At 67.8% G+C, this 26,575-nt stretch carries 24 protein-coding genes; 14 read left to right on the top strand and 10 right to left on the bottom strand.

The window, feature by feature from the left end:
• The first annotated feature begins 66 nt into the window (after positions 1-66).
• From AB0M14_RS36675 to AB0M14_RS36660, 4 genes are all read left to right on the top strand, one after another.
• The gene (locus AB0M14_RS36675; protein ID WP_194820381.1) at positions 67-390 is read left to right on the top strand and encodes a multidrug efflux SMR transporter; all 324 of its coding nucleotides are present in this window, start codon (positions 67-69) and stop codon (positions 388-390) included.
• 104 nt (positions 391-494) lie between these two features.
• The gene (locus AB0M14_RS36670; protein WP_365004447.1) at positions 495-1,292 is read left to right on the top strand and encodes an ATP-binding cassette domain-containing protein; all 798 of its coding nucleotides are present in this window, start codon (positions 495-497) and stop codon (positions 1,290-1,292) included.
• The gene (locus AB0M14_RS36665; protein WP_365004444.1) at positions 1,289-2,281 is read left to right on the top strand and encodes an ABC transporter permease; all 993 of its coding nucleotides are present in this window, start codon (positions 1,289-1,291) and stop codon (positions 2,279-2,281) included. The genes AB0M14_RS36670 and AB0M14_RS36665 overlap by 4 nt, the downstream gene beginning before the upstream one ends.
• Before the next feature lie 45 nt (positions 2,282-2,326).
• A complete protein-coding gene (locus tag AB0M14_RS36660; RefSeq protein ID WP_365004441.1) occupies positions 2,327-3,292 on the top strand; it encodes an ABC transporter substrate-binding protein in 966 nt (321 codons plus the stop codon).
• Between the two features lie 19 nt (positions 3,293-3,311).
• Here the strand turns inward: AB0M14_RS36660 and ilvA are convergent, their stop codons facing one another.
• Positions 3,312-4,532 carry a threonine ammonia-lyase gene (gene ilvA, locus AB0M14_RS36655; RefSeq protein ID WP_365004439.1) on the bottom strand — a complete coding sequence of 407 codons (1,221 nt, stop codon included), beginning with the start codon at positions 4,530-4,532 and terminating at the stop codon, positions 3,312-3,314.
• Positions 4,533-5,131: 599 nt separating this feature from the next.
• Here ilvA and AB0M14_RS36650 point away from each other — a divergent pair.
• On the top strand, positions 5,132-5,644 hold the full coding sequence (locus AB0M14_RS36650) for a hypothetical protein (protein ID WP_365004437.1): 513 nt from the start codon (positions 5,132-5,134) through the stop codon (positions 5,642-5,644).
• Here the strand turns inward: AB0M14_RS36650 and AB0M14_RS36645 are convergent.
• Positions 5,579-6,313, bottom strand: a complete 735-nt coding sequence (locus AB0M14_RS36645; RefSeq protein WP_365004434.1) for an HAD family hydrolase — start codon at positions 6,311-6,313, stop codon at positions 5,579-5,581. The two genes, AB0M14_RS36650 and AB0M14_RS36645, sit on opposite strands and share 66 nt — an antisense overlap.
• Positions 6,314-6,323: 10 nt before the next feature.
• Positions 6,324-7,496 (bottom strand): serine hydrolase domain-containing protein, encoded by a 1,173-nt coding sequence (locus AB0M14_RS36640; RefSeq protein WP_365004432.1) that lies wholly within the window; start codon positions 7,494-7,496, stop codon positions 6,324-6,326.
• A gap of 124 nt (positions 7,497-7,620) precedes the next feature.
• Here AB0M14_RS36640 and AB0M14_RS36635 point away from each other — a divergent pair, with 124 nt between their 5' ends.
• The 3 genes from AB0M14_RS36635 to AB0M14_RS36625 all read left to right on the top strand — a co-directional run bounded on the left by AB0M14_RS36635 (position 7,621) and on the right by AB0M14_RS36625 (position 10,625).
• Entirely contained in the window at positions 7,621-8,346 is a 726-nt protein-coding gene (locus AB0M14_RS36635; RefSeq protein ID WP_365004430.1) for a GntR family transcriptional regulator, read from the top strand.
• 84 nt (positions 8,347-8,430) lie between these two features.
• Positions 8,431-9,897, top strand: coding sequence for an NCS1 family nucleobase:cation symporter-1 (locus tag AB0M14_RS36630; RefSeq protein WP_365004427.1), 1,467 nt, complete (start codon positions 8,431-8,433; stop codon positions 9,895-9,897).
• The gene (locus AB0M14_RS36625) at positions 9,897-10,625 is read left to right on the top strand and encodes an aspartate/glutamate racemase family protein (RefSeq protein WP_365004424.1); all 729 of its coding nucleotides are present in this window, start codon (positions 9,897-9,899) and stop codon (positions 10,623-10,625) included. The genes AB0M14_RS36630 and AB0M14_RS36625 overlap by 1 nt, the downstream gene beginning before the upstream one ends.
• 10 nt (positions 10,626-10,635) lie before the next feature.
• Here AB0M14_RS36625 and AB0M14_RS36620 read toward each other — a convergent pair whose 3' ends face one another.
• The 5 genes from AB0M14_RS36620 to AB0M14_RS36600 form a co-directional block, all read right to left on the bottom strand.
• Positions 10,636-10,986 (bottom strand): hypothetical protein, encoded by a 351-nt coding sequence (locus AB0M14_RS36620; RefSeq protein WP_365004421.1) that lies wholly within the window; start codon positions 10,984-10,986, stop codon positions 10,636-10,638.
• A 276-nt stretch (positions 10,987-11,262) separates the two neighbouring features.
• Entirely contained in the window at positions 11,263-11,820 is a 558-nt protein-coding gene (idi, locus tag AB0M14_RS36615; RefSeq protein ID WP_365004419.1) for an isopentenyl-diphosphate Delta-isomerase, read from the bottom strand.
• The gene (locus tag AB0M14_RS36610) at positions 11,817-12,683 is read right to left on the bottom strand and encodes a geranyl diphosphate 2-C-methyltransferase (protein WP_365004417.1); all 867 of its coding nucleotides are present in this window, start codon (positions 12,681-12,683) and stop codon (positions 11,817-11,819) included. Before AB0M14_RS36610 ends, idi begins: the two co-directional genes overlap by 4 nt.
• 5 nt (positions 12,684-12,688) lie before the next feature.
• Positions 12,689-14,017: a family 2 encapsulin nanocompartment cargo protein terpene cyclase gene (locus tag AB0M14_RS36605; protein WP_365004414.1), complete on the bottom strand. Its 1,329-nt coding sequence runs from the start codon at positions 14,015-14,017 to the stop codon at positions 12,689-12,691.
• Between the two features lie 15 nt (positions 14,018-14,032).
• Positions 14,033-15,439: a family 2B encapsulin nanocompartment shell protein gene (locus tag AB0M14_RS36600; RefSeq protein ID WP_365004410.1), complete on the bottom strand. Its 1,407-nt coding sequence runs from the start codon at positions 15,437-15,439 to the stop codon at positions 14,033-14,035.
• Between the two features lie 729 nt (positions 15,440-16,168).
• Here AB0M14_RS36600 and AB0M14_RS36595 point away from each other — a divergent pair.
• From AB0M14_RS36595 to AB0M14_RS36570, 6 genes are all read left to right on the top strand, one after another.
• On the top strand, positions 16,169-16,954 hold the full coding sequence (locus AB0M14_RS36595; protein WP_365004408.1) for a hypothetical protein: 786 nt from the start codon (positions 16,169-16,171) through the stop codon (positions 16,952-16,954).
• Between the two features lie 160 nt (positions 16,955-17,114).
• Entirely contained in the window at positions 17,115-20,132 is a 3,018-nt protein-coding gene (locus AB0M14_RS36590; RefSeq protein ID WP_365004405.1) for an AMP-binding protein, read from the top strand.
• Between the two features lie 74 nt (positions 20,133-20,206).
• Positions 20,207-22,408 carry a hypothetical protein gene (locus tag AB0M14_RS36585; protein WP_365004826.1) on the top strand — a complete coding sequence of 734 codons (2,202 nt, stop codon included), beginning with the start codon at positions 20,207-20,209 and terminating at the stop codon, positions 22,406-22,408.
• 13 nt (positions 22,409-22,421) lie between these two features.
• Positions 22,422-22,886: a GtrA family protein gene (locus tag AB0M14_RS36580; RefSeq protein ID WP_365004402.1), complete on the top strand. Its 465-nt coding sequence runs from the start codon at positions 22,422-22,424 to the stop codon at positions 22,884-22,886.
• A gap of 407 nt (positions 22,887-23,293) precedes the next feature.
• A complete protein-coding gene (locus tag AB0M14_RS36575) occupies positions 23,294-23,608 on the top strand; it encodes a L,D-transpeptidase (RefSeq protein ID WP_365004399.1) in 315 nt (104 codons plus the stop codon).
• 133 nt (positions 23,609-23,741) lie between these two features.
• A complete protein-coding gene (locus AB0M14_RS36570) occupies positions 23,742-24,341 on the top strand; it encodes a methyltransferase domain-containing protein (protein WP_365004396.1) in 600 nt (199 codons plus the stop codon).
• Between the two features lie 12 nt (positions 24,342-24,353).
• Here AB0M14_RS36570 and rffA read toward each other — a convergent pair whose 3' ends face one another.
• Both rffA and AB0M14_RS36560 read right to left on the bottom strand, forming a co-directional pair.
• Positions 24,354-25,496 (bottom strand): dTDP-4-amino-4,6-dideoxygalactose transaminase, encoded by a 1,143-nt coding sequence (gene rffA / locus AB0M14_RS36565; protein WP_365004393.1) that lies wholly within the window; start codon positions 25,494-25,496, stop codon positions 24,354-24,356.
• On the bottom strand, positions 25,483-26,556 hold the full coding sequence (locus AB0M14_RS36560) for a glycosyltransferase (protein WP_365004390.1): 1,074 nt from the start codon (positions 26,554-26,556) through the stop codon (positions 25,483-25,485). The genes rffA and AB0M14_RS36560 overlap by 14 nt, the downstream gene beginning before the upstream one ends.
• Between the last annotated feature and the right edge of the window lie 19 nt (positions 26,557-26,575).

Raw genomic sequence — 26,575 nt, 5'->3', positions numbered from 1 at the left:
CGGATTCGGCAACCGCGCGCCGCGGGCCGGCGCGGTTGCCGAAGCCGCGGCGGTTACTCTGCGGCCATGACCCTCCTGCTGCTGGCGCTGGCCATCGTCTCCGAGATCACCGCGACCATCTCGCTGAAGCTGTCCGAGGGATTCAGCAAACTGGTGCCCTCGATCATCGTGGTGATCGGCTATTGCGCGGCGTTCTTCTTCCTGTCCCAGGCGTTGAAGCGCGGCATGAGCATCGGTGTCGCCTACGGCATCTGGTCGGCTATCGGCGTCGCGGCGGTCGCCACCATCGGCGCGCTGTTCCTGGGGGAACGGCTCACGCTGGTGCAGATCGGCGGGATCGGGCTGGTCATCCTCGGTGTGCTGGCGCTGGAACTCGGTGCGGCACACTGAGAGTCCACTTTCGATGAATCACCCCGGCGGGGGAGCGGGTGATCGTAGGATCGGGCGATGGACTGGTCGTTTGGTCAGCCGAGTCTGCGGGGGGCGGACTGACAATGGCGTCGGAGGAAGAACTGCCGCCCGCGACGGGCGGCGCTGTCGCGCTGGAAGCCCGCGGGCTGATCAAGCGGTACGGCGGCGTGGAAGCGCTGCGCGGGGCCAGTTTTCAGGTGTGCGCCGGCGAGGTCGTCGCGCTGATCGGTGACAACGGCGCGGGCAAATCGACTCTGGTGAAGAGTCTTTCGGGCGCCGAGCAACCCGACGGCGGGACCATCCTGCTGGATGGCAAGCCGGTGGTGTTGAACACCCCGACCGCCGCACGCAAACTCGGCATCGAAACCGTGTATCAGGATCTCGCCGTCGCTCCCGATCTGGATCCCGCCGCCAATCTGTTTCTCGGGCGGGAACTGGTCCGCCGGGGCATCGCGGGCAAGCTCGGGATGCTGGACAAGGCCGCGATGCGAAGCCAGGCGGTGGAGCACTTCCAGCGGCTCGGGGTCACCTTGCAGCGTGCCGACGTGCCGATCGGATCGCTGTCCGGCGGACAGCGGCAGAGCGTCGCGGTGGCCCGCGCGGTGCTGTGGGCCAGCAAGGTCGTGTTCATGGACGAGCCGACCGCCGCCCTCGGCGTGGTGCAGCGCGAGCGGGTACTCGACGTCATCCGCCGGGTTCGCGACGAAGGCATCGCCGTGGTGCTGATCAGCCACAACATGCCGGAGGTGCTCGCGGTGGCAGACCGGATCGAGGTGCTGCGGCTCGGGCGGCGGGTAGCCCGATTCACCGCCGCCGAAGCCACTTTGGAGCATCTGGTCGCCGCCATGACCGGCGCGCTGTCGCAGGAGGGGGCGGCGTGAGGGTGCTGCAGCGGGTGATGGGCATCAGTACGGTGTGGATCGGCGTGGTGCTGGTCGGGCTGTGCGTGGTGTTCAGCGTGCTGCGGCCCGACGCCTTCCCGACCCGCTTCACCTTTCAGACGCTGCTCATCGAAACCTCGGTGCTGCTGGTGCTTTCGGTGGGCATGACCTTCGTCATCATCACCTCCGGGATCGATCTGTCGGTGGGGATGGTGCTGATCTTCGCCGGCGTGATCGGCGCCAAAACCATGGAGTGGCTCAGCCCGAACGAGGACGCGACCGGCGCGGGCTGGGGCATCATCGGGCTCGGCTTCGCCGGAGCCGTTGCGGGCGGCGGCATCTGGGGTCTGCTCAACGGACTGCTGGTGGCCAAGGCCAAGATTCCGCCGCTCATCGTCACACTCGGCTCCTTCGGTGCGGCGCTGGGCGCGGCGCAGCTGATCACCGGCGGCGTCGACACCCGCACCGTGCCCGACAAACTGCGCAACACACTGGGTTTCGGCACCTCCCTGGGCGGGGTGCCGAATCTGGTGCTGGTCGCCGCGGTGGTGACGGTGCTGGCCGCGTGGATCCTGCACACCACCAAGTTCGGCCGCTACACCTACGCCATCGGCTCCAACGAAGAGGCCGCGCGGCGCTCCGGTATCGCGGTCACCCGGCATCTGGTGCTGGTGTACCTGATGACCGGAGTGCTCGCCGGGCTGGCGGGTTTCATGAACCTGGCGTATTTCGGCACCACCACCATCGGCGGGCACACCACCGACAACCTGGACGCCATCGCCGGTGTGGTCATTGGTGGCACCAGCCTCTTCGGCGGCGTCGGTTCCGTGGTCGGCACGGTGATCGGGGTGTTCATTCCGTCGGTGCTGAAGAAGGGTTTCGTGATCGTGGGCGTGCCGGTGTTCTGGCAGCCGATCGCGGTGAGTGTGGTTCTCGTGGCGGCGGTCTGGTTCGACCAGGCCCGCCGCCGGGCGCGGGACCGGAAGTAGAGGTCCGTAGCACAGCGTTGACCGAACAGATTCGGAGGTTCGAGGATGAGGAAACAATTCGGGGTGGTGGCCGGCGCGCTGATCGCCGGGGTGCTGGTGGTGGGTTGCACGGGGAACGTGGGTGATTCGGGTGGCGGCGACAGTAAGAAGCTGGTGCTGATTCCCGGTGTCGCCGACGAACCGTTCTACATTTCCATGCAGTGCGGCGCCGAAACGAAAGCCGAGGAACTGGGCTATGAACTCGGCACCCAGGCCCCCACGAAATTCGATGCGGCGCAACAGACTCCGATCCTCAGCGGCGTCGTCTCCAACAAGCCCGGCGGGATCCTGATCGCCCCGACGCACGCCACCGCCATGGCCAGCCCGATCAAGCAGGCCCGGGACGCCGGCATCAAGATCGTCGAAGTGGACACCGCTCTGGACGACACCTCCGTCGCCCTCTCCTCGATCGCCTCCGACAACGCGAAGGGCGGCGAACTGGCCGCGCGGACGCTCGCGAAGCTCGTCGGCGACAAGGGGCCGGTGCTGGTGATCAACACCAAGGCCGGTACCTCCACCACCGACGCCCGCGCGCGCGGTTTCGAAGACGCCCTCAAAGCCTTCCCCGGAATGACCTCGCTCGGTGTGCAATACAACAACAACGAAGCCGCGCAGGCCGCGTCCATCGTCACGGCGACCCTGGCCGCGCATCCCGATCTGGCCGGCATCTTCGCAACCAACCTGAGTTCCGCCGAAGGCGCCGCCACCGGCCTGCGCAACGCGAACAAGCTCGGACAGGTGAAGCTGGTCGGCTTCGATGCCAGTCCCAAGCAGGTCGAGGACCTGAAAGCGGGCACCGTTCAGGCGCTCATCGTGCAGGACCCGGGCGGGATCGGTGCGAAAGGCGTCGAACAGGCGGTCGCGGCCATCGAGGGCAAGCCGGTGACGCGCACCATCCAGACCGACATGGTGGCGATCACCCAGGCGGACATGGACGCCAACTCGAAGTATTTCTACAAGCGCAAGTGCTGACGCCCGCCGCGTGGGGGAGCTAATCCTCCACGCGCACCGCGTATCCCGCGTGGATCAGCGCGTCGAGCACCTCGCCGCGATGATCCGGGCCGCGGGTCTCCAGGGTCAGCGACACCTCCACCTCGTTGACCGCCAGCCAGGTGCCGGTCCGGGAATGCGCGACGTCCACCACGCTGGCGCCGGTCTTGCCGACCACCGTCAGCAGGCTGCTCAGCGCACCCGGCAGATCGGAAATGGTGATCCGCAGCTCGAGGTAGCGGCCCGCCGCGCTGAGCCCGTGCCCGATCAGCCGGGTGAGCAGCAGCGGATCGATATTGCCGCCGGACAGCACCGCGCACACCGGGCCACGCAGGTCCAATTCCGCCGGAGTGCAACTCATCAGCGCCGCGACCGCGGCGGCCCCTGCCGGCTCGACGATCAGCTTCGCTCGCTCCAAACACAGCAGCAGGGCCTTGGACAGCGCCTCCTCGTCGACTGTCACGATCCGCGGCCCATGCGCGGCGACGTGCGCGAACGGCACCTCACCCGGCAGTCCGACCGCGATACCGTCGGCCATCGTCGACATCCGCGCCACCCGCACCGGCTTCCCGGTGTGCAACGACTCCGGCCACGCCGCCGCCTCCGCGGCCTGCACCCCGATCACCCGCACCTCGGGCGCGAGATGATGCAGCGCGATCGCGATCCCCGCCAGCAACCCACCCCCGCCGGTCGGCACCAGCACCGTCCCCACCTGCGGCAACTGCTCCACAATCTCCAGCGCCACCGTCGCCTGCCCCGCCACGATATCCGGATGGTCGAACGGGTGGATCAGCGTCGCCCCGGTCCGCACCGCGAAATCCTGCGCCGCCTCCAACGCCTCATCGATGGTCTCGCCCACCTGCCGCACCCGCGCCCCATAAGCCTTGGTAGCGGCCAACTTCGGAATGGAAGCCCCCACGGGCATGAACACCGTCGACTCGATCCCCAGCGAGCTGGCCGCCCACGCCACCCCTTGCGCATGATTCCCCGCACTCGCCGCAACCACCCCGCGAGCCCGATCCGCCTCGGCCAAATTCGCAATCCGGTTATACGCCCCCCGCGGCTTGAACGACCCGGTCCGCTGCAAATTCTCGCACTTCAAAAACACCTCACCCCCCACCCGCTCCGACAAAACCCGCGACGCCACCACCGGCGTCCGCCGCATCACCGGCGCCAACTCCGCCGCCGCCGCCTCGATCTCTGCCAGCCCGAGCAACTCCATGCGCCCATGCTGCCACCCGCCCCCCGATTCGTCCCACGACTCCACAATCTTCCCCGCTGGCCATCCACCCCGCCGCAGCGCTACACAGTGGGACACCACCGTATAGAAGCCGAATCAGCTAGGGCGGCAAATGGATTCAGCGGATTCGTACACATGTTCCATAGCTGACGGCTATGGTCGTGGATACCTCAGCTCCGAATGTTGGCGGTCGGTCCGGCCGCCACCGTCAGGAGAGGAGGGAATATGGGGCGTCACAGTAAAGATGAGCCGACGACCGCTGCAGCTTGGTTTGCAGCCACTGCGGCGATCGTCGGTCTCGTCATTCTGCTGGTCCGCATGAAGCGGGCTAGGTAACCCCAAGGGCAGGGCGTCGGTAGAGGGCCGGCGCCTTGTCACTTCATCCATCACCTAAGTGATGCGTCAATGATACTCGGCTCAGCGATCTGCGTCAGGCGGATGCGGCACACAGTCCGGATCGGTAGCTTCGGCCGCGCGGCGTACGGCTGGGGGAGTACGGGGAAAGTCGTTCCGCGGCGGGATGATTCGTGGTTCGCGGGCTGGGATCGTGATCTGCGAGGCATCGAACAGCGGAGGTCGTGATGCGAGATCGTTGGGGATCGGTGGTGCTGGTGCTGCTGGTTGTCGTCAGCGTGTACGGGGCCGGGCTGGCTTGGATGACGCAGATGCATCATCGGGCGTTGCGGTACCTCGCGCCGGGGGAGATGGCGGCGTTCGATGACGGGTATGAGCGGCTGTCGGATCTCACGGTGATTCCGGTCGGTGTCCTCGGCTTGGCTGGTTGGGTAGTGCTGCTCTGGTTGCGTCCGCGCGGGGTGCTCGTCTGGTTGGCCGGACTTGGATTGGCGTTGCAGGTCTCGGTGTTCATCGCGCGCATCTGGTTCTGGGGTGCTTGGGCGGAGACGGTTCGCGAGACCGGGTCGGTATGGCTCGCCGATGGGGCATTGCACCCTGATTACGTCCGCTATATGGACACGAACTGGATCCGCATCGTGATCATCAGCAGCTACGCGCTGCTCGCCGCCGGGCTACTGCTGCGGATGACCTACGTCCGCTCCGACGCAACGGCGACCGAGGTGCAACAGTTCCGGTAGCTCGGCGAGGGTTGTGATGCGCAGGACGTCGGGTGGCAGCGGGACGTCGCCGCCCGCACGATCCAGCCACACGGCGGTCAGGCCGGCGTCGCGGGCGCCGAGGCCGTCGATGTCGAGCCGGTCTCCGACATAGACCACCTCGGCTGGCGGCAGATCCATCGCGGCGCAGGCGGCGTGGAACGCCTCGGCGGCCGGTTTGGCGTAGCCCAGCTCGTCGGAGCACAGTACGGCTTCGAAATGGGTACGGATGCCCAGTGTTCGGAGCTTGCGCTCCTGATTGGCCATCGAGGAGTTGGACAGCACCGCCTGCCGGACCAGCGGTGCGAGGGCGGTCAGTACGCCGGGGACGTCGGGAAAGAGCGTCCAGCTGTCCTGATAGTGCGCGATGTAGCGGTTGAACCAGGCGTCCGCCTCGGCATCGGGAAGATCAACTCCCAGGAACACCCGGGCCCGGCACCGGCGATGCTCGAAAATATCCACCTCACCGGCGAGGAAGCGGGCGAACTCGGCCTCCATGATCGCCCGCCACCGCTCAACGGCCAACTCCGCGCCGCCGTGCGCTTCGAGCAAACCCTCCGCCTCGAGATGCCGCAGCACCCCGGCCCGATCCGACCCCGAGTAGTCGAAAAGAGTGTCGTCGATATCCCAGAGCACGGCCCGCACGATCATGACGCCGACCCTACGTGGCCTGCTTCGCGATGTTGTGGGCGATGGCGCCGAGGCGGGCCAGGCGGGCGTCGCCGAGGGGCGTCAGTTTGCCGCCGAGGCGGTTGGTGACGAAACCGAGGGACATGCCGGTGGCGGGGTCGGCGAAGGCGCCGGAGCCGCCCAGGCCGAAGTGGCCGAAAGCCGAGACGGGGTCGGCTTTGGAGGGCTTCATGGGGACGCCGTGGTAGCCGAGCGCCCACGGGATGCGGAAGGCGAGGACGTAGTCGGGGGTGAAGATTTGGCGTTCGGTGATCGTGGCGATGGTTTCCGGGCGGAGCAGCTGATAGCCGTCGAGGGTGCCGTTGTTGGCGAGGGCGCCGTAGAGGCGGGCCAGCGAGCGGGCGGAGAAGACGCCGTTGACGCCGGGCATCACCGAATCGTGCAGGCGGGGGTCGGCGACGAGATCGGCGAAGCCGGCGGGTGTGGTGTCGGCGGCGGCGGCGAATTTGGTACGGCCGAGCAAGGTGCTGCTGCGTTCCCAGTTCATGCCCGCGATGGTGAGGCGAGGAAAGTTCGGGGCGATGCGGTGCCGCTGGTGATCGGGCACGCGGAACCAGAGTTCTTCGGCACCGAGCGGTTCGGCGATTTCGGTGCGGAGCAACTCGGTGAATTTCGAGCCGCTGACCCGGCGGATCAGTTCGGCGACCAGATGGCCGTAGGTGATGCCGTGATAGCCGCTGGTGACGCGATGGCGCGGATCGGGCGGACTGGCGGCGAGGGCCGCGGTCACCGCCGCGTCGTCGAGGAATCCCTCGGCGGGGCCGGCCAGCAGGCCGCGCAGCCGGTGCAGGCCGGCCCGATGGGTGAGCAGGTCGCGCACCGTGATGTGTTCCTTGCCCGCGGCGGCGAATTCGGGCCAGTACTCGGCGACCGGCGAATCGTAGTGCAGCAGATCACGTTCGGCGAGACGGTGCAGCAGCGTGGAGGCGACGCCCTTGCCGGTCGAGTAGGCCATGGCCACGGTGTCGTGCTGCCATTCCCGCCCGGGCCGGGCGAATCCGGCCCAGACGTCCACCACGGGCTCGCCGTGCTGATAGACGGTGAGCGCCCCGCCGCCGTCCTCGGGTTTGCGGAACAGCCGGTCGAACTCAGCGACCAGCCGCACATAGCGGCGGTGTACGAACTGCTTCGGAATCTCGGTCATCGTCGATCAGCCTCTCCGTCGTCCATACAGCGTAAATCAGCGACGAAAAGCAACGACGAGTGCGTTTTCGTGAACGTCACACAGGCGGCGGCGCACGCAACACGGGCCGCCTACGGTGATCACCATGCCGCCACGCAGACGTTCGGCCCTGCTCGCGAGGTTGGTTGTCGACGAACCGGGCAGGCCGCAGGTGATTCTCGGTGAACTGCGCCGGGTGATTCTCGACGGCGCGGTGCTGCCCCGCACCGTGATCCCGCTGCGCGAGGTAGCCGAGCTGTTCGGCGTCAGCCACATCCCGGTGCGGGAGGCGCTGAAAACGCTGATGGGGGAGGGCCTGGTCACCCATCAGCCGCACGGCGGATACACCGTCGCGCAGCTCACCGCCGGCGAGCTGCGCGAAATGTACATCGTGCGTGAGACTTTGGAGACGGCCGCGCTGGCCGCCGCGGTGCGCAACGCCTCCGACGCCGACCGGGCGGCGCTGCTGGAGGTGAACGTGCTGCTGGAGCAATCGATCCGGGACGACGACCCGGCCGCCTACCAGCGCCGGTCCCGGCAGTTCCATCTCGCGCTGACCCGCCCCTCGCGCCTGTTCCGGCTGCTGCACATGCTCGAATCCGCCTGGAACGTCACCGAGCCCGTGCAATCGATGGTGCATATCGACCACGCCGACCGGGCGCGGCTGCACACCGATCACAGCCTGATGCTCGAGGCCTTCCTCAGCGCCGACGTGGACCGGCTGCTGCACTTGGCCGAACACCATCACCGCCGGCTGGAGTCGGTGATCGCGACCCTGCCGACCGACACCGGTCTGCTCGCGCCGATGGAAGATATATCGATCGCGCAATAGCCGGGCAATAACCGCGCAATGGCCGGGCAATCGGGGATTCCTACCGTCGATCCAGCCACGTTTCGCCTTCGGATCGGAACCACCATGACCGAAATACTCGTCCCGTCCGCCGTACCGGCGCCCGCGCCCAGCTATGACCCGCGCCTGACCAACGCGGATCTGGCTCCGCTGCGGAAGCAGACCTGGGGCTCCTACAACATCTTCGCTTTCTGGATGTCGGACGTGCACAGCGTGGGCGGCTACGTCACCGCGGGCAGCCTGTTCGCGCTTGGCCTGGCCAGCTGGCAGGTGCTGGCCGCGCTGCTGATCGGCATCACCATCGTCTACTTCTTCTGCAATCTGGTGGCCAAGCCGAGCCAGGTGACCGGCGTCCCGTATCCGGTGATGTGCCGCAGTGCGTTCGGCGTGCGCGGCGCCAACATTCCGGCCATCATCCGCGGCCTGATAGCGGTGGCCTGGTACGGGATCCAGACCTTTCTGGCTTCGGCCGCGCTGGATGTCGTTCTGATCAAGCTGTTTCCGGGCTTGGCGCCCTACGCGGTAGTGGAAGACTATGGCTTTCTGGGCCTCTCGGCGCTCGGCTGGTGCAGTTACCTGCTGCTGTGGGTAGTGCAGGCCTGTGTGTTCTGGCGCGGCATGGAATCCATCCGCCGGTTCATCGACTTCTGCGGCCCGGCCGTCTACGTGGTGATGTTCGTGCTGTGCGGGTACCTGATCGCCAAGGCCGGTTGGGGCGCCATCGACTTGAGCCTCGGTGCGGTGAAATACACCGGCTGGGACTCGATCCCGGTGATGCTCGGCGCGATCGCGCTGGTGGTCTCCTACTTCTCCGGCCCGATGCTGAACTTCGGCGACTTCTCCCGCTACGGAAAGACCTTCGCCGCCGTCAAACGCGGCAACCTGCTGGGCCTGCCGGTGAACTTCCTGCTCTTCTCGCTGCTGGTGGTGATCACCGCCGCGCTGACCGTGCCGGTGTACGGCGAGCTCATCACCGACCCGGTCGCCACCGTGGCCCGCATCGACTCGACCTTCGCGATCGTGCTGGGCGCGCTGACCTTCACCATCGCCACCATCGGCATCAATATCGTCGCCAACTTCATCTCGCCCGCCTTCGACTTCTCCCACGTCAGCCCGCAGAAGATCAGCTGGCGGGCCGGCGGGATGATCGCCGCGGTCGGTTCGGTGCTGATCACGCCCTGGAATCTGTACAACAACCCGGACGTCATCCACTACACGCTGGAGGTGCTCGGCGCGTTCATCGGCCCGCTGTTCGGTGTGCTCATCGCCGACTACTACCTGGTCAAGAAGCAGCGCGTGCTGGTCGACGACCTGTTCACCATGGCCGAGACCGGAACCTACTGGTACCGCAAGGGATACAACCCGGCAGCGGTCGCGGCCACCGCGGCCGGCGCCGTCGTGGCGGTGATTCCGGTGCTCGCCAAGGGCGTCCCCGGTATGTACACCGCGGCGCAGTACAGCTGGTTCATCGGCTGCGCGCTCGGTTTCGCCGTCTACTACCTGCTCGCCATGCGCAAGGAGGTCACCGCCTGATGCGGATCCGGGTGATCAACCCGAACACCACGCCGTCGATGACCTCGACGATCGAGCGGTGCGCCGGAGCTGTCGCGGCGCCGGGCGTTTCGATCGACGCGGTCACCGCGGCGATGGGCCCGGCCTCGATCGAAAGCCACTACGACGAAATCCTCAGCGGCCCGGGCATTCTCGCCGCGATCGCGCAGGGGGAGCGGGCGGGCGCCGACGGCTACGTGATCGCCTGCTTCGGAGATCCCGGCCTGGACGCGGCCCGGGAGCTGGCCCGGGGCCCGGTCATCGGCATCGCCGAGGCCGCGATGCGGACGGCCACGCACCTGGGCCGCGGGTTCAGCGTGGTCACCACGCTGGCCCGCACCATCGGCCGAGCCGAGGATCTGGCGGACCGCTACGGTGTGCGGCGCTACTGCCGCGGCATCCATGCCTGCGAACTTCCGGTTCTCGCCCTGGAGTCGGACCCGCGGGCCCGGAAGATCGTCCTGGAAGCCTGCCGCGCAGCCGTCGACGCCGACGGCTCGGACGTGGTCGTGCTGGGGTGCGCGGGAATGGCCGACCTCTGCGCCGAGATCGCCGACGAGATCGGGGTCCCGGTGATCGATGGGGTGGCCGCGGCCACCCTGACGGTGCAAGCGCTGGTCACGCTCGGCTTGCGTAAATCGGGGCGCGGCGAGTTCGCCGCGCCCCGCAGGAAGTCCTATGCCGGTCTGCTGTCGGAATTCGGTGCGTGAGGGGTCGAGTTCAGGCGGCGACGGCGGAGGTGAGTTCGGCGAGGGCCGCGCCGGGGTCGGCGACATCCACGACCAGCCGGGTGTAGCCGGGGCCGGCCAGGTCGATGCGGATGGCGTGGCCCTTGAAGTTGGTGTCCCAGAACTCTTTACGGCCCTTGCCGCGGAAGGTGCCGGCGGCGATGGCGCCGGGGAAGAAGGCGCCGGGGGTGCGGATCCACGGCGGACGAAGGTCGACCTCGGCGATCCGGACCTCTTTGATGGCGCCGACGTCGAGGGTGACCTCGTCGCGCAGAGCCAGGAGGCGATGTCCACCGAGCACGTGGACCTTCACCGTGTCATCCGTGACTTCGACTTCGACCATCGCACACCTCGCTTGCCGGAAATTTCGGTACGCCCATAACAATCCGCCGCCGGGCTGGCGGGACGCTGTGGCCTACCTGTGAATTGCCCAAGGTTTCGTTCGCGGATGCGGCGTTCGGCCTGGGCGGGACAGTGTGGTTGTCGCGCACCACTGTGCAGTTGTTACAGACATCCCTTTACCTAGATATGCGCATCTGAGCATGTGATGCAGCCTCCTTTGGAGTGCCCAGTATTAGCTGAATGCTGGGGTTCTAGAACAGCATTGAGGGGGAGGGGCTCAGAAGCCCGCTTCGGTCGCGATCTTCAGCACCGGCCCGAGCCACGGCGTATACCGGTCCGGATGCTCGGCCATCGCCGCCTGCACCGCCTCGGGCGCGATCCACTCGAACGCCGCCACCTCGGCCGGATCCGGATGCGGCACACCCGCCGCGAGCCGGCCCACGAGCACGTGATCCCACTCGTACTCGACCCGCCCCGTCACCGGATCCAGCGCCTGATAGACGAACTCGCCGGCCTCGGCGAGCGGCGTCGCCAGCCCGAGTTCCTCGGCCAACCGCACCGCCGCCGCGGCCTCGACCGGTTCGCCCGGCGCCGGATGCCCGCAACAGGTGTTGGCCCACAGCAGCGGGAACCGCGTCTTCACCGCCGCCCGCTGCTGCAACAGCACCCGCCCGGTCTCGTCGAACAGCAGCACCGAGAACGCGCGATGCAACCGGCCCGGCGCGGTGTGCGCCTCCGCCACCGGGCACGCGCCGACCGCGCGCCCCGCCTCGTCGACGAGCTCGACGGGCAGGGCTTCGCGGTCGGTCAGTGCTCGAGCCTGGTGATCGGTCACCGGCCCACCTTATCGGCGGCGATCAGCAGGTATTGGAAGCTCCCCTCTCGGTACGCGGTCAGGAAGGGTTTCTCCACGCCGGTCGCGAGCTCGGAGTGGGTACGCAGGTCCCAGTAGGGAATGGTGGCCGCGGTGAGGTCCACCACATCGATCGGCACCAGGTTGTTGGCCGCCAGCGCGCGGAAGTATTCGCCGCGCGGATGGATCATGCAGCCGTAGTGCGCGTCGATCCAGCTGACCGAGGACGAGCGGCCGCCGGTGACGTCGTTGGAGCATCCGGTGATGCAGACATAGCGCCCGCCCGGTTCCAGCAGTCGCGAGAATTCCGCGAACAGTTCGAAAAGGTCGACGTACATGGTGGTTTCGTTGGTCCAGATGCCGCGCCGGGATCCGCTGTCGAAGCCGGTCTCGAGCATGTTGCGGAAGTGGAACTGCACCTTGTCCGCGACGCCGCGCTGCTGGGCCTGCTCGTTGGCGAAATCGACCTGGTACTGGGAGATGGTGACCCCGTCGACCTGGCAGCCGAAACGCTGATTGGCCATGACGCTGGTGCCGCCGCGCCCGGATCCGCCGTCGAGTAGCCGGTCGCCGGGGCGGACGTCGCCGAGATGATCGAGCAGCAGGTCGGCCTGTGCGGTCTCCAGCCGGTGCAACTCGTTGACGATGCGCTGCTGCCGGGTCTCCTCCGGGCCTTCCAGCACCGACAGATCGGGTTCGCCGATGCCGTAGTGGTGGTGGTAGAGCCCGTCGACTTCACCGAGTTTGGTGTTGACGCGATCGTCGTTGGGGTTGTTGTTCCAATATTCGGCGACCGACTTCTGATACCGGGTGCGCAGTACTGCGTCAGGGTTGAGCATGGTCATCGGGATCATCCTCTCTCGGTAACGTCGTAACGCTTGCTGTCGGCATGCCAGGCGCGGTTGCCACCCATCCATGCCCACAGGCCGATCAGGAACCGGCGCAATTCGGCCGAGCCCGCGGCGGCCAGCGGTGCGGCTTCGGCTTCGAAGCGGTGCACCAGTTCGTCGTGAATCGTCGCGGTCCGCAGTACGGCTTCGCGCCGGGAACATTTCTCCTCGGCGGCGAGGACCGTGGGCAGGTTGAATTCCCGGCCCTGGGAACGGTCTTCGCGCGCCATCGAATACAGGTCGTTCACCATCTGGCTGGCGAGTGCGGCCGTGGTGACCACGCGTCGCACCCGGGGATCGGTGTATTCGGCGGCCTGGAGTTCGTAGCCGCCGACCACATCGATGGGCGCCATGCACGGCAGGAAGCTGTGCGGCTGGCGATTGGTGAGGTACTCCCAGACCGGAGGCATGCGCCCCGCGGTCCGCCAGCCCGCTTCCGCGCCCAAAGCGATGAACCAGCCGGCGATTTCGGTGCGCAGGCGGGCGAGTTGGGCGGAGGTCGCGTAGCGGGACAGGTGCTCGAAACTGGTCCGGAAGGCACGCAGAATCGGGTCTGCCCGCATCGCCTCTTCCAGCTGTGCGGTGTAGCGCACCGGCAGGTGCACCGGATCCATTGCCGCGGCGGCCATTTCGAGTCGCGGCCCGAGTTCGGCTTCGGCGCTGGACGGTGTGCCGTCGGGTGCCCGGTTGTCGGCTCCTTCCTCGCAGTAGTAGTCGTCGACGGACCATTCCGACACTGCGCATTTGGCCGCGGCCAGCAGTCGGTCGGCGTCGTCGCAATCGGGGTGGGCGAGCATGATCAGCCGGCCGAAGTCGGCGTCTCGGAGTTCGTCCAATCGTCCTTCGTACAAACCGATCTCGGCCGCCCAGTCGATCAGGCCGTCGTTGACGGCGCGGGCGAGCGCGGGATCGTCGCGCATCGGTGGCGGGCAGTAGAGCGGCGGGATCGGTGCGTCGTTCGAGCGCACGACTGCCGCCGTGGTTCCTAATCCCTTCGGGCCGTGCGGTATTCGTGGCGCCGGCGGGGCGGCCGGCGGCGGCGGAGCCGCGCGCACCGTGGGCGTCGGCAACCGCAACGCTGCCGCGCCCAGTCCGCTCGGCCCGAGCAGCCGTGGTGGATCCGCACGTTCGAGAGCACTCGAATCACCTTGGGGGACTGGGCCTTCCGGTGCGCCGGAGAGCAGCAGGGTGGCGGGAGCGCTGGTGTCGTGATTGGTCAGGAGCGCGGCAACGGCAGCCGCCACTTCGTGGGTGGCAGCGGGCGCGCCGGCGCGGGAGAGCACCGACATCTGGGCACCCCCGGCTCAGTCGGCTTGCCGGGCGACCAGGACGTTGTCCAGCATCCCCAGCGCATCCGGCACCAGGACGGCCGCCGAGTAGTAGCAGCTGACCAGGTACGAGATGACCGACTGGTCGTCGATCCCCTTGAACCGCACATTGAGACTGGGCTCGTACTCGTCGGGGATGCCGGTCTGATGCAATCCGATGACGCCCTGATCCTTCTCCCCGGTGCGCATGGCCAGGATCGAGGTGGTCTGGTTCTCGCTGACCGGGATCTTGCCGCACGGGAAGATCGGCACGCCGCGCCAGGCCGGCACCCGATGCCCGTCGACCTCGACCGGATCCGGGTAGAGCCCGCGTTTGCTGCATTCCCGGCCGAACGCGGCGATCGCTTTCGGGTGTGCCAGGAACAGTTTCGTGCTGCGCCGCATGCTCAGCAGCTCGTCCATGTCGTCGGGCGTCGGCGGACCCGATTCCGGATAGATCCGCTGTTTCAGATCGCAGTTGTGCAGCAGGCCGAAGTCGGGATTGTTGACCAGGTCGTGTTCGCGGCGTTCGTAGAGCGCCTCGACGGTGAGCCGCAACTGCTGCTCCACCTGGTTCATCGGATCGTTGAACAGGTCGGCGACTCGGGAGTGCACGCGCAGCACGCTCTGGGCCAGGCTGAGTTCGTATTCCCGGGGCGCGGCGTCGTAGTCGACGAAGGTACTGACCAATTCGGGTTCGCCCGCGTGACCCGAGGCGATCTCGATGTTGGCCTCGCCGTGTTTGTTCTGCGGCCGGTCCGGGGCGCTGGCCACGCGCTCCAGGTGTTCCCGCAGCTCCGGCACCCGATCCAGGGTCTGCTCCAGGTCGGCTCTGGAGAGCGTCAGCAGTGTGGTCGGCGTGACGGTTTTGAAGGTGGCTTCCCAGAGCGTGGAGGAGTCGGTGAGCGCCGAGCCGCCGGCGAACTCGCCGGCGCCGATGGTGCCGAGCACGGTCTGCTCGCCGTACTCGCCGCGGCCGATCTTGCTGATCTTGCCGTGCACGACCAGGACGACCTGGTCTACCGGATTCCCGAATTCGGCGATGACGGTGCCGGGTTCGAGATCCTGCTGCTGGAAGCGGCGGCCGAGTTCGGCGAGCGCGTCCTCGTCCTCGAAGCCGTGCAGCTGATGGAGTTCGGTGAGTTCCAGGGGAATCACCTTGGCCTGGCTGCCGTTGATCGCGAAGGTGACGATGCCGTCGCCGACGGTGTGGGTCAGGCGCCGGTTCACGCGGTAGACGCCACCGTTGACCTGTGTCCAGGGCAGGGATCGGGTGAGCCACCGCGAGCTGATGCCCTGCATCTGCGGTTCGGATTTGGTGGTGGTCGACAGCTGATGAGCGGCCGTAGTGCTGAGGCTGGTGCGCTGTTCCCGAGCGCGAGCCGGCATTTCTTCGATAGTCATGCGTGTTCCTCATCTCGGTGAGATAACCCGCGGCACGCGCGGACGGACAAGCAATGATTCGAGCGAATTGTTGTACGCGACAATGCGTTTGAGACATGTAGATGTTAACGGGAACAGCGTTGCCTGGCAGCGGAATGCCAGCATTGGGTGAATTTGCTGGGGGCACAAAAAACCGCACGCCCGGAATGTCGCGCTGGGACGGACATTCCGGACGTGCGGTGCGGAAGCATCCTGATCGGCGGCTCAGGATGCGCGGCATAGGTGCCAGCCACTGGCCCGTCCGGACCGGCAGCGATGGCTGCGTGCGGCCGACGATCGGGGGACGGCGCGGCGGCGGGCCGTCGATAGTCGGTACTTCGGGCCGTCGGTGCGGCTTAGGTGAATCATCATCCTCCACTGAGCAATTCGGTACGGTTGCGCGGCTCAGCGCGAGCGCGACGGGGTGAAGCGGGTGCTTACGGGCGGTGCTGAGCTGCACGGTTCACGTCGAACGGCAGGCCTGGAGCGGCCTGCGGGATCGGCGATGAGCGGCCGATCTACGCGGCAGGGCTTGTGAACGGCATGAAATATAGGCGGGAACCCGCAGGTACGCAGCAGAATTCGCAGATTGCCGAGATCGAATTCGGATGGTAACGAAACGTGCTCGATCGAGACAACGCCAGATAACGTCCTGGGACGAATCGCGGCGCAGCCGGGGCGTTTGCTAAACCGTAGCTATGGTTACGGCTCATGTTCACATGGATCTACGGGCTGCCCATCTGGCTGGTGTTCCTGATCATCACCGGCGTACCGGTTCTGCTCACCTGCACGGGCATCGTGCTGGCCCGGCCGACGGTGCACCGGATCTTCGGACCGGAACCGGGCAACAACGACACCGTCATCATGGTGCTCACCGTCGGCGGCGTCTTCTACGGTTTGCTGCTCGGCTTGATCGCCGCGGCGACCTACGAGTCCAACGACCACGCCCAGGGCTTGATCGCCGACGAGGCCGCCGCGGTCGGCACGCTCTACCGCGAGGTGGGCGCCTACCCGGAGCCGCATCGCACGGTGCTGCGGAACGACCTCGTCGACTACACGCAGGACGTGCTGACCGTCGTCTTCCCGAAACTGCGCGTCGGGGAGGAGCCGATGGGCGGTACCGCGCTGGTCACCCGGTTCCAGGGACACCTGCTGGAGTTCCAGCCGGACACCAAGGCCGAGGAGATCGTGCACGCCGCGACGATCGAACAGTTCGCCCGCTTCGACTCCGACCGCCGGCACCGGATCAACGCCAGCCAGGGCGGCATCCCGGACGTGCTGTGGTGGGTCATCCTGGTCGGCGCGGCGATCAATATCGCGCTGCTGTGTTTGTTCAGTCTCCAGCGCGGTGCGCATTTGCTGCTCGGTGGCTTGTTCGCCTTCTTTCTCGGAACAATGCTGTTTCTCATCGCGGCGATGGACTATCCGTTCCGCGGCGATCTGAGCGTCAGCCCGCAGCCGTTCGAGAGCATGTACGCCAATGTGATGGATCGTTGAGTCATGCAACCTGTCACAGCCGCCCCATAGCCGACACCCGATGTGGGAAGCTCTTGGCAACACATAGACGGCGTGCGTCTTTGGGGGCCGGCGGGAACATCTCGCCGGTGCGTCGCGCCGTAGTGCGTGGCATGCGTGCAGGGTAGGGCCAGGAGCAATCGTGAAGTTCAGTTCGAAGGACGTGGTGGGATCGATGCAGCGGTTGATGGCGACCGCGCAGAACGGTCTCGAGGTGATCCGTTTCGGCGGGCTCACCCATGACGTCGAATCGTCCCCGTTCGAGGTGGTCGAGCGCCGGCGGATGTATCGCCTGCGCCGCTACTTCCCCGACGACGCCGCGCAGCAGTCACCCACCTCGCCGACGTCGTCGGCGGCCGTCTCCGGGCGCCCGGTCGCGCTGCTGGTGCCGCCGCTGATGGTCAACGCCGACATCTGGGATGTGAACGCCGAGGACGGCGCGGTCGGGATCCTGCATCGCGGCGGAGTCGACTGCTGGGTGGTCGATTTCGGCTCGCCCGCCTCCGAGGAAGGCGGCTGGGAACGCGACCTGGCCGACCACGTGCTGGCGGTCAGCAGCGCCATCGACACGGTCTACGAGGCGACCGGGTCGAACGTGCACCTGATGGGCTACTCGCAGGGCGGCATGTTCGCCTACCAGACCGCCGCGTTCCGCTACGGCAAGGGCGTGGCCAGCATCGTCACCTTCGGCAGCCCGGTCGACGTGGTCGCGGGCATGCCGTTCGGGCTGCCCTACGGCCTGGTCCGGGAGGTCGCCGATTTCCTGGCCGACCACGTGGTGACCCGGTTACCGATCACCGACTCCATGGTGCGTTTCGGATTCCAGATGCTGGATCCGGTGAAGACGGCCAAGGCGCGCGTCGATTTCCTGCGGCAGTTGCACGACCGGGAAGCGCTGCTGCCCAAGGAACGTCAGCGGCGCTTCCTCAACAACGACGGCTGGGTCGGGTACGCGGGCCCGGCGGCCGCGGACCTGCTCCGGCAGTTCGTGGTGCACAACCGGATGATGCTGGGCGGCTTCGTGATTCGCGATCAGCCGATCTCGCTGGCGGAGTTGAAGATGCCGATCCTGGCCTTCGTCGGCGAGGTCGACGACATCGGCCAGCCCGCCGCGGTGCGCGGCATCGTGCGCGCCGCGCCCAATGCCGAGGTCTACGAGGCGACCCTGATGGCCGGGCATTTCGGCCTGGTCGCGGGCAGCACCGCGACCAATCACACCTGGCCGCTGGTGCGGCAGTGGATCGACTGGATGGATCGCGACAAGGCGCTGCCGGCGGAGATCACCCGGATGGCCGAGCACGTGCCGACCACGGGCCCGCGCACCGCGGCGACCCGGGTGGTGCACACCGCCGCCAGCCTGGCCGAGGCCGGAGCGGGCGTCGGCAAGGCGCTGGAGGGCATCGCGAGCAATACCGTGCGCGGGTCCATCGAACTCGCCGGTGAGGCCGCCCGCGCGCTGCCCCGGCTGACCCGCCTGGGGATGATCCAGCCCAACACCCGGATCTCGCTGGGCCGCTTGCTCGCCGAGCAGGCCCGCCGCGCCCCGCTGCGCGATCTGTTCCTGTTCGACGACCGCGTGCACAGTAATGCCGCGGTGGACACCCGCATCAACAATGTGGTGCGCGGGCTGATCTCGGTGGGCGTCCGGCCCGCGGCCCGGGTCGGTGTGCTGATGGAAACCCGCCCGAGCGCGCTGGCCACGGTCGCTGCGCTCTCCCGCCTCGGTGCGGTGGCGGTGCTGCTCGCCCCGGGCAGCGAAGTCGACCGCGCCGTCGAACTCACCGGCATCACCACCGTGGTCTCGGATCCGGAGAACCTGCGCCAGGCCGCGGCCACCGGCATCCGCGTGCTGGTGCTCGGCGGCGGCAACGCGCGCACCCTGGACCTGCCGGTCGGTGATCAGGTCGTCGACCTCGAGCAGATCGACCCGGCCCAGGTGCGGCTGCCCGCGTGGTACCGGCCGGATCCGGGCTTGGCCCGGGAACTCGCGTTCGTGCTCGTCACCGGCACCGGCGACCGCCTGGAAACCAAGTACATCAGCAACCACCGGTGGGCGCTGTCGGCCTTCGGCACCGCGAGCGCGGCCGACCTGGACCGCCGCGACACCGTGTATTGCCTTGCGCCGCTGCATCATTCGTCGGGTCTGCTGGTCAGCCTGGGCGGCGCCATCGCGGGCGGCAGCCGGATCGCGCTGGCCCGTTCGCTGGCCGGACCCACGCAGGATCCCGCGCGCTTCGCCGAGGAGGTGCACCGCTACGGCGTCACCGTGGTGACCTACACCTGGACCATGCTGCGCGACATCCTCGACGCCGACGTGTTCCCGGCCGGGCATGCGCATCCGATCCGCCTGTTCATCGGCTCCGGCATGCCCGCGGGCCTGTGGCGGCGCACCACCGAGCAGTTCGCGCCCGCGCGCGTGCTCGAGTTCTACGCCTCCATCGAAGGCGATGTGGTGCTGGCCAACGTGACCGGCGCCAAGGCCGGGTGCAAGGGCCGCCCGGTGCCGGGCACCGCGAAGGTCGAACTCGTCGCCTTCGATCCGGTGACCGGACGCGTGCTCACCGACGAATCCGGGTTCGCGCGCCGCTGCGCCGACAACGAGGTGGGCCTGCTCATCGGCAAGGCCTCCGAGCACATCGACATCTCGGCGGGCGGCCTGCGCGGCGTGTTCAGCCGCGGCGACTCCTGGATGCCGACCGAGAATCTGTTCCGCCGCGACGGCGACGGCGACTACTGGCTGGTCGACCGCAAGGACACCGTGATCCAGACCGGGCGCGGCCCGGTCTACACCCAGCCGATCGTGGACGCGCTCAACGACATCGCCGCGGTCGACCTGGAGGTCGCCTACGGGTTGCAGGTCGCGGATCGAGCGGGGACGGCAGCCGGCGGAGCCGGCGGGGTGGGTAAGCGCTGCCTGGCGGTGGCCGCGGTCAGTGTCCGTGCGGGCATGCGCTTGGACCACAAGGACGTCACCGAGGGGTTGCGCGCGCTCGACCCCGAGCAGCGCCCCGACATCGTCTACGTCGTCGACGACATTCCGCGCAGCTCGTCGTATCGTCCCTCCACCCGCGCCGTGCAGGCGGCCGGTCGCCCACAGCCGGGACCCGACACCTGGTGGTACAACCCGGAAACCGACGCCTACGAGATCCTGACCGACTGAACGATCCGTTCGGAGCCGTCTCCGTGTAGGGTCTGGAACTCGTGGTGGACAGTGGAACTCGCGATTCGCGAGCCGTGTACAAGTGGGGCGGCATAACCGCGCTCGGCGTCGTCGCGGGCTATATCGCGGTGCTGCTGGCCAACGTCCGGCATTTCTACACCGACGACACCGAATCCCAGTACGCGCCGCTGTGGGTCATGCTGGGCCGGCGGCTGCGCGAGGGCGAGCTGCCGACGATGGTGCCCGAGCACTGGATGGCGGGCAACTACACCATCGAGGAAGCGGGCCTGCTGAATCCGCCGCAGCTGCTGATCGATCTGATCGCGCCGTCGGTGCCGAACCTCGCGCTCTACGCGACCGTCGTCAAGCTGATCTTCGCGATCATCCTGGCGCTCGGCGTGTACCGGATCTGCCTGGTCTACGGGGCGAAATTGCCGTGGGCGGCGGTCGCCGGCGTCTGCATGCCCTTCACCGGCTGGATGCTGTTCTTCGATTCCTCGACCTGGTGGACCGCGCTGACCGGCACCGCGTGGCTGGTGCACGCGTGGGCCTCCGGCGTGCGCTACGCCCGTGGATACAGCGGTCCGATCCCGACTTTCGTGTTCCTGTACCTGACCATCTCGGTGCAGTACGTCTTCCCGGCGGTCGAGGCCGCGATCATGATCGGCGCGGTTGTCGTCGGCGAGTGGGTCTATCAGAAGCAGTGGCTGCCCGCGCTGCGACTGGCCACGGTCGCGGCGTGCGCGGCACTGGCCGGGCTGGCCACCTACCTGCCGAGCGCGCTGTCGGCGAAGTCGACCTGGCGCGGCACCGCGCAGATCAACAACGATCAGCTGCTGACCGTGCCGTGGTCGGAATCGCTGAACGCGAGCCTGCCGAGCACGTTGCCCGCGTTCACCTCCTGGTGGGGTTACGTGCAGCCGATGCCGGTCGTCTATATCGCCTGGTTCCTGATTCCGGGTCTGGCCTTCGTCGACTGGCGCCGGGTGCGCACGCACGCCCGGGAGCTCACCGCGCCCGTGCTGTTCACGACGCTGGTGCTGTTCTGGACCGCCGGGCCCGGCACCATCGGCCCGCTGCGCTGGCCGGCCCGCGTGCTGCCGATGGTGGCGCTGGGGCTGCTGATCCTGGTGTGCGTGCTGCTCGGTCGTTTCGCGACCGGGCGGGAGTGGCGCAACCGGTCCATCGTGGCGGCGCTGCTGGTCGGATTGCTGTGGGTGCGTTCCTATTCCGCCGCGCCGAATGAGATGGGCTGGCATCTGGCCGCCGTCTTCGTGGTGCTGGCGCTGGGCGCGGCGGCGGTCTGGCTCGGCCTCAACCGCGGTCTGACCGCGGCGGCCACGCTGGTGCTGGTCTCGGTCGCGCCGATCGCCTTCTGGCAGGTGCAGCACGCGCAGCCGACGCCGCTGGGGTGGAACCTGCCCGAGAACCGCTCGGCGATGAAGGCCGCGTTCCCCGAGTTCGCGGGCACCACGCTGCAACTCGCGGACCGGGCGCTGATCCCGCCCGACGAGCGGACTCTCGAGGGCGGCTACGGTTCGCTGGTGTTCGGCAACTACGCCAAGAACTTGGAGAAGAACTACGTCAGCGGCTACACCCCCAACGGCCACTACTGGTTCGGCGAGACCCTGTGCATGCGCTGGGACACCAGCGTCTGCCCCGACGCTTACCGCCGCGCGTTCGCGCCCGAGCCGGGTACCGGCAAAACCATCGTCGATCTGATGAACATCGACCGGGTGGTGCTGCAGAAGGCGCTGTACCCCGAGGCCCGCAACCAGCCCGCGCCCACCGGCTGGCGGTGGGTCGACTACCCCGGCCACGAGAAGTACATCGATGTGCTCGAACGCGTCGACGGGCCGATCTCCGCGAAGAACGGCCGCGTCTCGGCCGTCACCGGCGCCACCGCCGTCTCGGAGTTCGAATCCGACACCGAGAGCCGGGTCCGGGTCGGCTCCGAGTCCGGCGGCCAGGTCGTCTTCGCCCGCCTGGCCTGGCCCGGCTACCAGGCCACCCTGAACGGCGCGGAGGTCCCGGTCGAGCAGATCGGGAAAACCTTTGCCGCCGTGCGGATCCCGGCCGGCACCCGGGACGGCGAGCTGGTCCTGTCCTGGAGCCCGCCGGGCTGGCCGATCGGCGCGGGAGCCGCGCTGTTCGCCGTCCTCGACATCGCGTTGCTGCAATGGATCTACCTGCGCGGCAAGCGCCGAGCGGACGACGAGCCGGAAGAACCTCGGGAACCCGAGGCAGCCGAGCCGGAGCCGGTGGGCGTGGCGTGATATGAGTAGAGCGGTGAACACGACCGCGACAGACTCCGATCCGGGGCCCCTGCTGCGGCTGGTGCGGCGCCAGGAAATCGCGTTCGCGATGGTCGGCATGGTCAACACCGGGCTCGGTATGGCGTTGACGGTGATGTGGCTGAAGGTCTTCGGTGATCGGGTACCCGCCGCGCTCGCGCCCGCCGCGGCCTACGCGGTCAGCATCGTGATCGCCTTCGTCCTGCATCGCACGCTGGTGTTCCGGGTGCGCGGGCATGTCGTGCGCGACTTCCTGGCCTTCTGCGGCGTGAATTCCGGTGGGCTGCTGATGAACATGGTGCTGCTGCAAGTGGCGGTCTCGGTGCTGCACCTGCCCGACATTCCCTCGGCGGTCGTGGTGATGGGGTTGGTCGCGGTCGCGAGTTTCTTCGGTCACCGCCATATCTCGTTCCGCCGCAAGCCGGACAGCGCCGTAGTCGTTGCGGCGGACACGGCCTGATCCCCGGCCGGGTTCCTCGGCAACAGTACGATTACGCCCTCGCAAGAGGCGTTGACCGGTCAACCGCACGTCGATAAGGATCGTGAACATCTCGACTGTTTCGATCAACCCGGCGTGAGGGGTCGAGTCAGGGCCCTGAACCGCCACAGACGCCGCCTGCGGTGCAGACCCGGCGGCAAGGCCAGGAGGTCGGCGTGATGATGAGCAGCACTCGTGTACGAAGAGCATCGGCCGGATACGCCCTGTTAGCGGGCATCGCCGTAGCCGGAATGCTCACGGCGCCCACGGCACACGCCGATCCACTCTGGCCCGGCGGACCCGAGATACCAGGTGTACCGGCCCTCATCCCGCCACTGCCCCCGGCGCCGGTGTTCGCCCCGTGCACGGCCGCGGGAGCGAAAGTCTGCATGAGCAAGTCGATGAACGAGGCCTGGTTGATGGAGGACGGCAAGGTGACCTACGGTCCGACGCCGATCTCGCACGGCCGGCCCGGCTATGAGACCCCGCCGGGAGTGTTCAAGGTCGCCTTCAAACGCGAGGACCACTGGAGCACCATGCACCACGTGCCCATGAAGTGGGCGGTCTTCTTCAACGGCGATATCGCCACCCACATCGGGCCGATCGAGGAGCAGTCGCACGGCTGCATCCGGATGGTGCCCGACGGCGCCGAAAGGTTGTACTACCACGTGAACCCCGGCGACGTCATCGAAGTCGTCGAGTAACCCACCGTCGTAATGATCCGGCCCGCCTCGAGATTCGAGCGGGCCGGATCTCGGTGCGGACCAACCGGATTCACCTGGCATAGTTGTCACCGATGCCGCAGCCGATGTCCGACGACTGTCCAGGGGTTATTTCGTGAGCACCAGCCTCATCTACCGCAACCGCACCCTCTACGAGGTGCTGATGCGCGGACTGTACGGCCGGTACTACGCCGCCCGCTATCGCGCGGTCGCCGGCCTGATTCCGGCCGGAGCCAGTGTCGCCGACGTGTGCTGCGGGCCCGCGACCCTCTACACCCGGTACCTGCGGCAGCAGTCCGTCGAGTACACCGGCCTGGATCTCAACGACGGTTTCATCGCCGATCTCACCAAAGCGGGTGGGCAGGGCCTGGTGTGGAACATGAATTCCGATTCGCCGCTGCCCGCGGCGGACTATGTGATCATGCAGGCCAGCCTGTACCACTTCCTGCCCGATCCGGCCGAGGTGGTCGATCGCATGCTGGCCGCGGCCCGCACCCAGGTGATCGTCGCCGAGCCGATCCGCAACCTCGCGACCAGCCAGAACCGCCTGCTTGCCGCCATCGGCCAGCGTTTCACCAATGCCGGCACCGGCGCGCAGGCGCACCGGTTCACCGAGGACACTCTGGACGCGTTCTTCGCCCGCTACGCATCGCGCCTCGTGCGCAGCGAAGTGATCGCGGGCGGCCGCGAGAAGCTCTACGTCCTGTCCGCTTAGGGTGCTGCCGGCTCAGACCGTGAACGCGGTGACCGCGTCGACGACGCGGGCGATCTGCGCGTCGGCCAGATCCGGCCACAGCGGCAGCCGCACCACCGTCGAGGAGAACTCGGCGCTGCGCACGCACGGTGCGGGTGTGCGGCCCAGCTTCAAACCGGCCGGGCTGGAATCGAGCGGTACGTAGTGGAACGGCGCGACGATGCCGTGCGCACGCAGGTGCGTGATCAGGTCGTCGCGCCGGTGCTCACTCGGCGTGCGCAGGTAGTAGAGGTGTGCGGTGTGCTCGCGGTCGGCGGGCACCGTCATCAACCGGACGTCGTTGCGGGCGGCCCAGCCGGGCAGCGCGGCGGCGTAGGCGTCCCACACCCGGTGCCGCCCGGCCTGGATGGTCGCGAACTCGTCGAGTTGCGCGTCCAGCACGGCCGCGTTCAATTCGCTGGGCAGATAACTGGATCCGATGTCCTGCCAGGAATACTTGTCCACCGCGCCGCGCAGGAACCGGGCCCGGTCGGTGCCCTTCTCCCGGATGATCTCCGCGCGCGCCATCAGGATCTCGTCGGTGAGCAGCAGTGCGCCGCCCTCACCGCAGTGCACGTTCTTGGTGTCGTGGAAGCTCAGCGTGCCCAGGGCGCCGATGGTGCCGAGCTTGCGGCCCTGCCAGCTGCCGCCGAGACCGTGCGCGTTGTCCTCGACGATCGCCAGCCCGTACTGCTGTGCGACGGCGAGCAATCCGGCCATGTCCGCGGCGACGCCGCCGTAGTGGATGACCACCACGGCTTTGGTGCGCGGGGTGACCGCGGCGGCCACCGAGGCCGGATCCAGATTGCCGGTCTCGACGTCGATGTCGGCGAACACGCAGGTCGCTCCGCGCAGCGCCATCGAGGTCGCGGTCGAGGTGAACGCGAAACTGGGCACGATCACTTCGTCGTCGGGCCCGAGCTCGAGCAGCAGCCCGGCCATTTCCAGCGCGGAGGTGCACGAGGTGGTCAGCAGGGCGTGCGGGGCCTCGGTGATCGCCTTCAGCTTGGCGGTCGCGGCGGCGGTGAACTGCCCGTCGCCGTGGCTGTGGTCGGAGGCGAGCACTGTCTCCAGATTCGCGAGTTCCCGGCGGGCCCGGTAGGGCCGGCTGAAGATGACGCGGTCAGTGCTCGACACGATCGTTTCCCCTACTGGCGACGGTGCTGGACAATTCCCGCGCGGCTGCGGGGCGCGGTGTCGGCGAATCTACCGTCAGATACAGGGGTTTGCCTACCAGCACGTGCAAGGCCACACCGAGGTACTCGGCGATCAGGCCGAGGGAGAACAGGATCGCGCCGGAGACCAGCAGCAGCACGACCATGAGCGAGGTCCAGCCCTCGGGGGCCCAGTTGTCGCGGGTCAGCGCCTCGAAAGCGAAGACCGCGGCCAGCGCGACGCCGATCAGAGCGAGGGTGACGCCGAGCAGGCTCACCACCCGCAGCCCGCGGGTTCCGCTGCACAGCACCATCTTCCAGAACAGCGAGAACAGCCGCCGGTAGTTGTAGCCGGATTCCTCCCGGCCCTCCGCGCGCAACGCCACCGGCACCTGCGCGACAGTCCCGACCACCCAGGTCAGCGCCACGTCCAGATAGACGCCGTTGGACGCGACCCCGGCGAGCTGGCGGCCGATGTCGCCGCGGATCAGCCGGTAGCTCTCGAAGCGGGTGGAATCGGGGAAGGCGAACACCGTAGCCAGCACGATCTTCGCGCCCCGGGAGGTGATGTTGCGCAGGAAACCGTGCGGGCGGGTGTTGCTCGGCTTCGAATAGACCAGGTCGGCGCGTTCGGTCAGCGCCGCGTCCAGGAAGGCGCCGATCGCGCCGGGATCGTGCTGGCCGTCCTCGTCCATGGTGACGATCCAGTCGGCGCGCGCGGCGGACATGCCGGCGATGGTCGCGGCGTCCTGACCGTAGTTGCGGCTGAGCCAGATGACGCGGACTTCGTCGTAGGTCTGGGCCAGTTCCTGGAGCACCACATCGGAGCGGTCCGGGCCGTGGTCGTGCACGAGCACGATCTCGTCGATGACATAGGCGGCGCCGCCGGGGCTGATGCTGGGCTGGGTCATCCGATGCAACTCGGCGACCAGCGCGCCGATGGTGTGCTCGCCCCGATAGATCGGCACCACCACCGACACGGTGTGCGGCCGGTCCGCACCCGGACGGCCGCCATCGCCATTATGTTCGGGGGGTATCGGCATCAGCTGAATCGACTTTCGC

Source organism: Nocardia sp. NPDC051832, from assembly GCF_040681285.1.
Classification (GTDB): domain Bacteria; phylum Actinomycetota; class Actinomycetes; order Mycobacteriales; family Mycobacteriaceae; genus Nocardia.
This window is presented reverse-complemented; position numbering and strand designations above follow the sequence as displayed.

What these genes read in the sequence shown, in the direction of transcription:
- AB0M14_RS36675 (WP_194820381.1), top strand. Translation starts at nt 67, where the DNA reads ATGACCCTCCTGCTGCTGGCGCTGGCCATCGTCTCCGAGATCACCGCG.
- AB0M14_RS36670 (WP_365004447.1), top strand. Translation starts at nt 495, where the DNA reads ATGGCGTCGGAGGAAGAACTGCCGCCCGCGACGGGCGGCGCTGTCGCG.
- AB0M14_RS36660 (WP_365004441.1), top strand. Translation starts at nt 2,327, where the DNA reads ATGAGGAAACAATTCGGGGTGGTGGCCGGCGCGCTGATCGCCGGGGTG.
- ilvA (WP_365004439.1), bottom strand. Translation starts at nt 4,532, where the DNA reads ATGGAGTTGCTCGGGCTGGCAGAGATCGAGGCGGCGGCGGCGGAGTTG.
- AB0M14_RS36650 (WP_365004437.1), top strand. Translation starts at nt 5,132, where the DNA reads ATGCGAGATCGTTGGGGATCGGTGGTGCTGGTGCTGCTGGTTGTCGTC.
- AB0M14_RS36645 (WP_365004434.1), bottom strand. Translation starts at nt 6,313, where the DNA reads ATGATCGTGCGGGCCGTGCTCTGGGATATCGACGACACTCTTTTCGAC.
- AB0M14_RS36640 (WP_365004432.1), bottom strand. Translation starts at nt 7,496, where the DNA reads ATGACCGAGATTCCGAAGCAGTTCGTACACCGCCGCTATGTGCGGCTG.
- AB0M14_RS36635 (WP_365004430.1), top strand. Translation starts at nt 7,621, where the DNA reads ATGCCGCCACGCAGACGTTCGGCCCTGCTCGCGAGGTTGGTTGTCGAC.
- AB0M14_RS36630 (WP_365004427.1), top strand. Translation starts at nt 8,431, where the DNA reads ATGACCGAAATACTCGTCCCGTCCGCCGTACCGGCGCCCGCGCCCAGC.
- AB0M14_RS36625 (WP_365004424.1), top strand. Translation starts at nt 9,897, where the DNA reads ATGCGGATCCGGGTGATCAACCCGAACACCACGCCGTCGATGACCTCG.
- AB0M14_RS36620 (WP_365004421.1), bottom strand. Translation starts at nt 10,986, where the DNA reads ATGGTCGAAGTCGAAGTCACGGATGACACGGTGAAGGTCCACGTGCTC.
- AB0M14_RS36610 (WP_365004417.1), bottom strand. Translation starts at nt 12,683, where the DNA reads ATGACCATGCTCAACCCTGACGCAGTACTGCGCACCCGGTATCAGAAG.
- AB0M14_RS36605 (WP_365004414.1), bottom strand. Translation starts at nt 14,017, where the DNA reads ATGTCGGTGCTCTCCCGCGCCGGCGCGCCCGCTGCCACCCACGAAGTG.
- AB0M14_RS36600 (WP_365004410.1), bottom strand. Translation starts at nt 15,439, where the DNA reads ATGACTATCGAAGAAATGCCGGCTCGCGCTCGGGAACAGCGCACCAGC.
- AB0M14_RS36595 (WP_365004408.1), top strand. Translation starts at nt 16,169, where the DNA reads ATGTTCACATGGATCTACGGGCTGCCCATCTGGCTGGTGTTCCTGATC.
- AB0M14_RS36575 (WP_365004399.1), top strand. Translation starts at nt 23,294, where the DNA reads ATGAGCAAGTCGATGAACGAGGCCTGGTTGATGGAGGACGGCAAGGTG.
- AB0M14_RS36560 (WP_365004390.1), bottom strand. Translation starts at nt 26,556, where the DNA reads ATGCCGATACCCCCCGAACATAATGGCGATGGCGGCCGTCCGGGTGCG.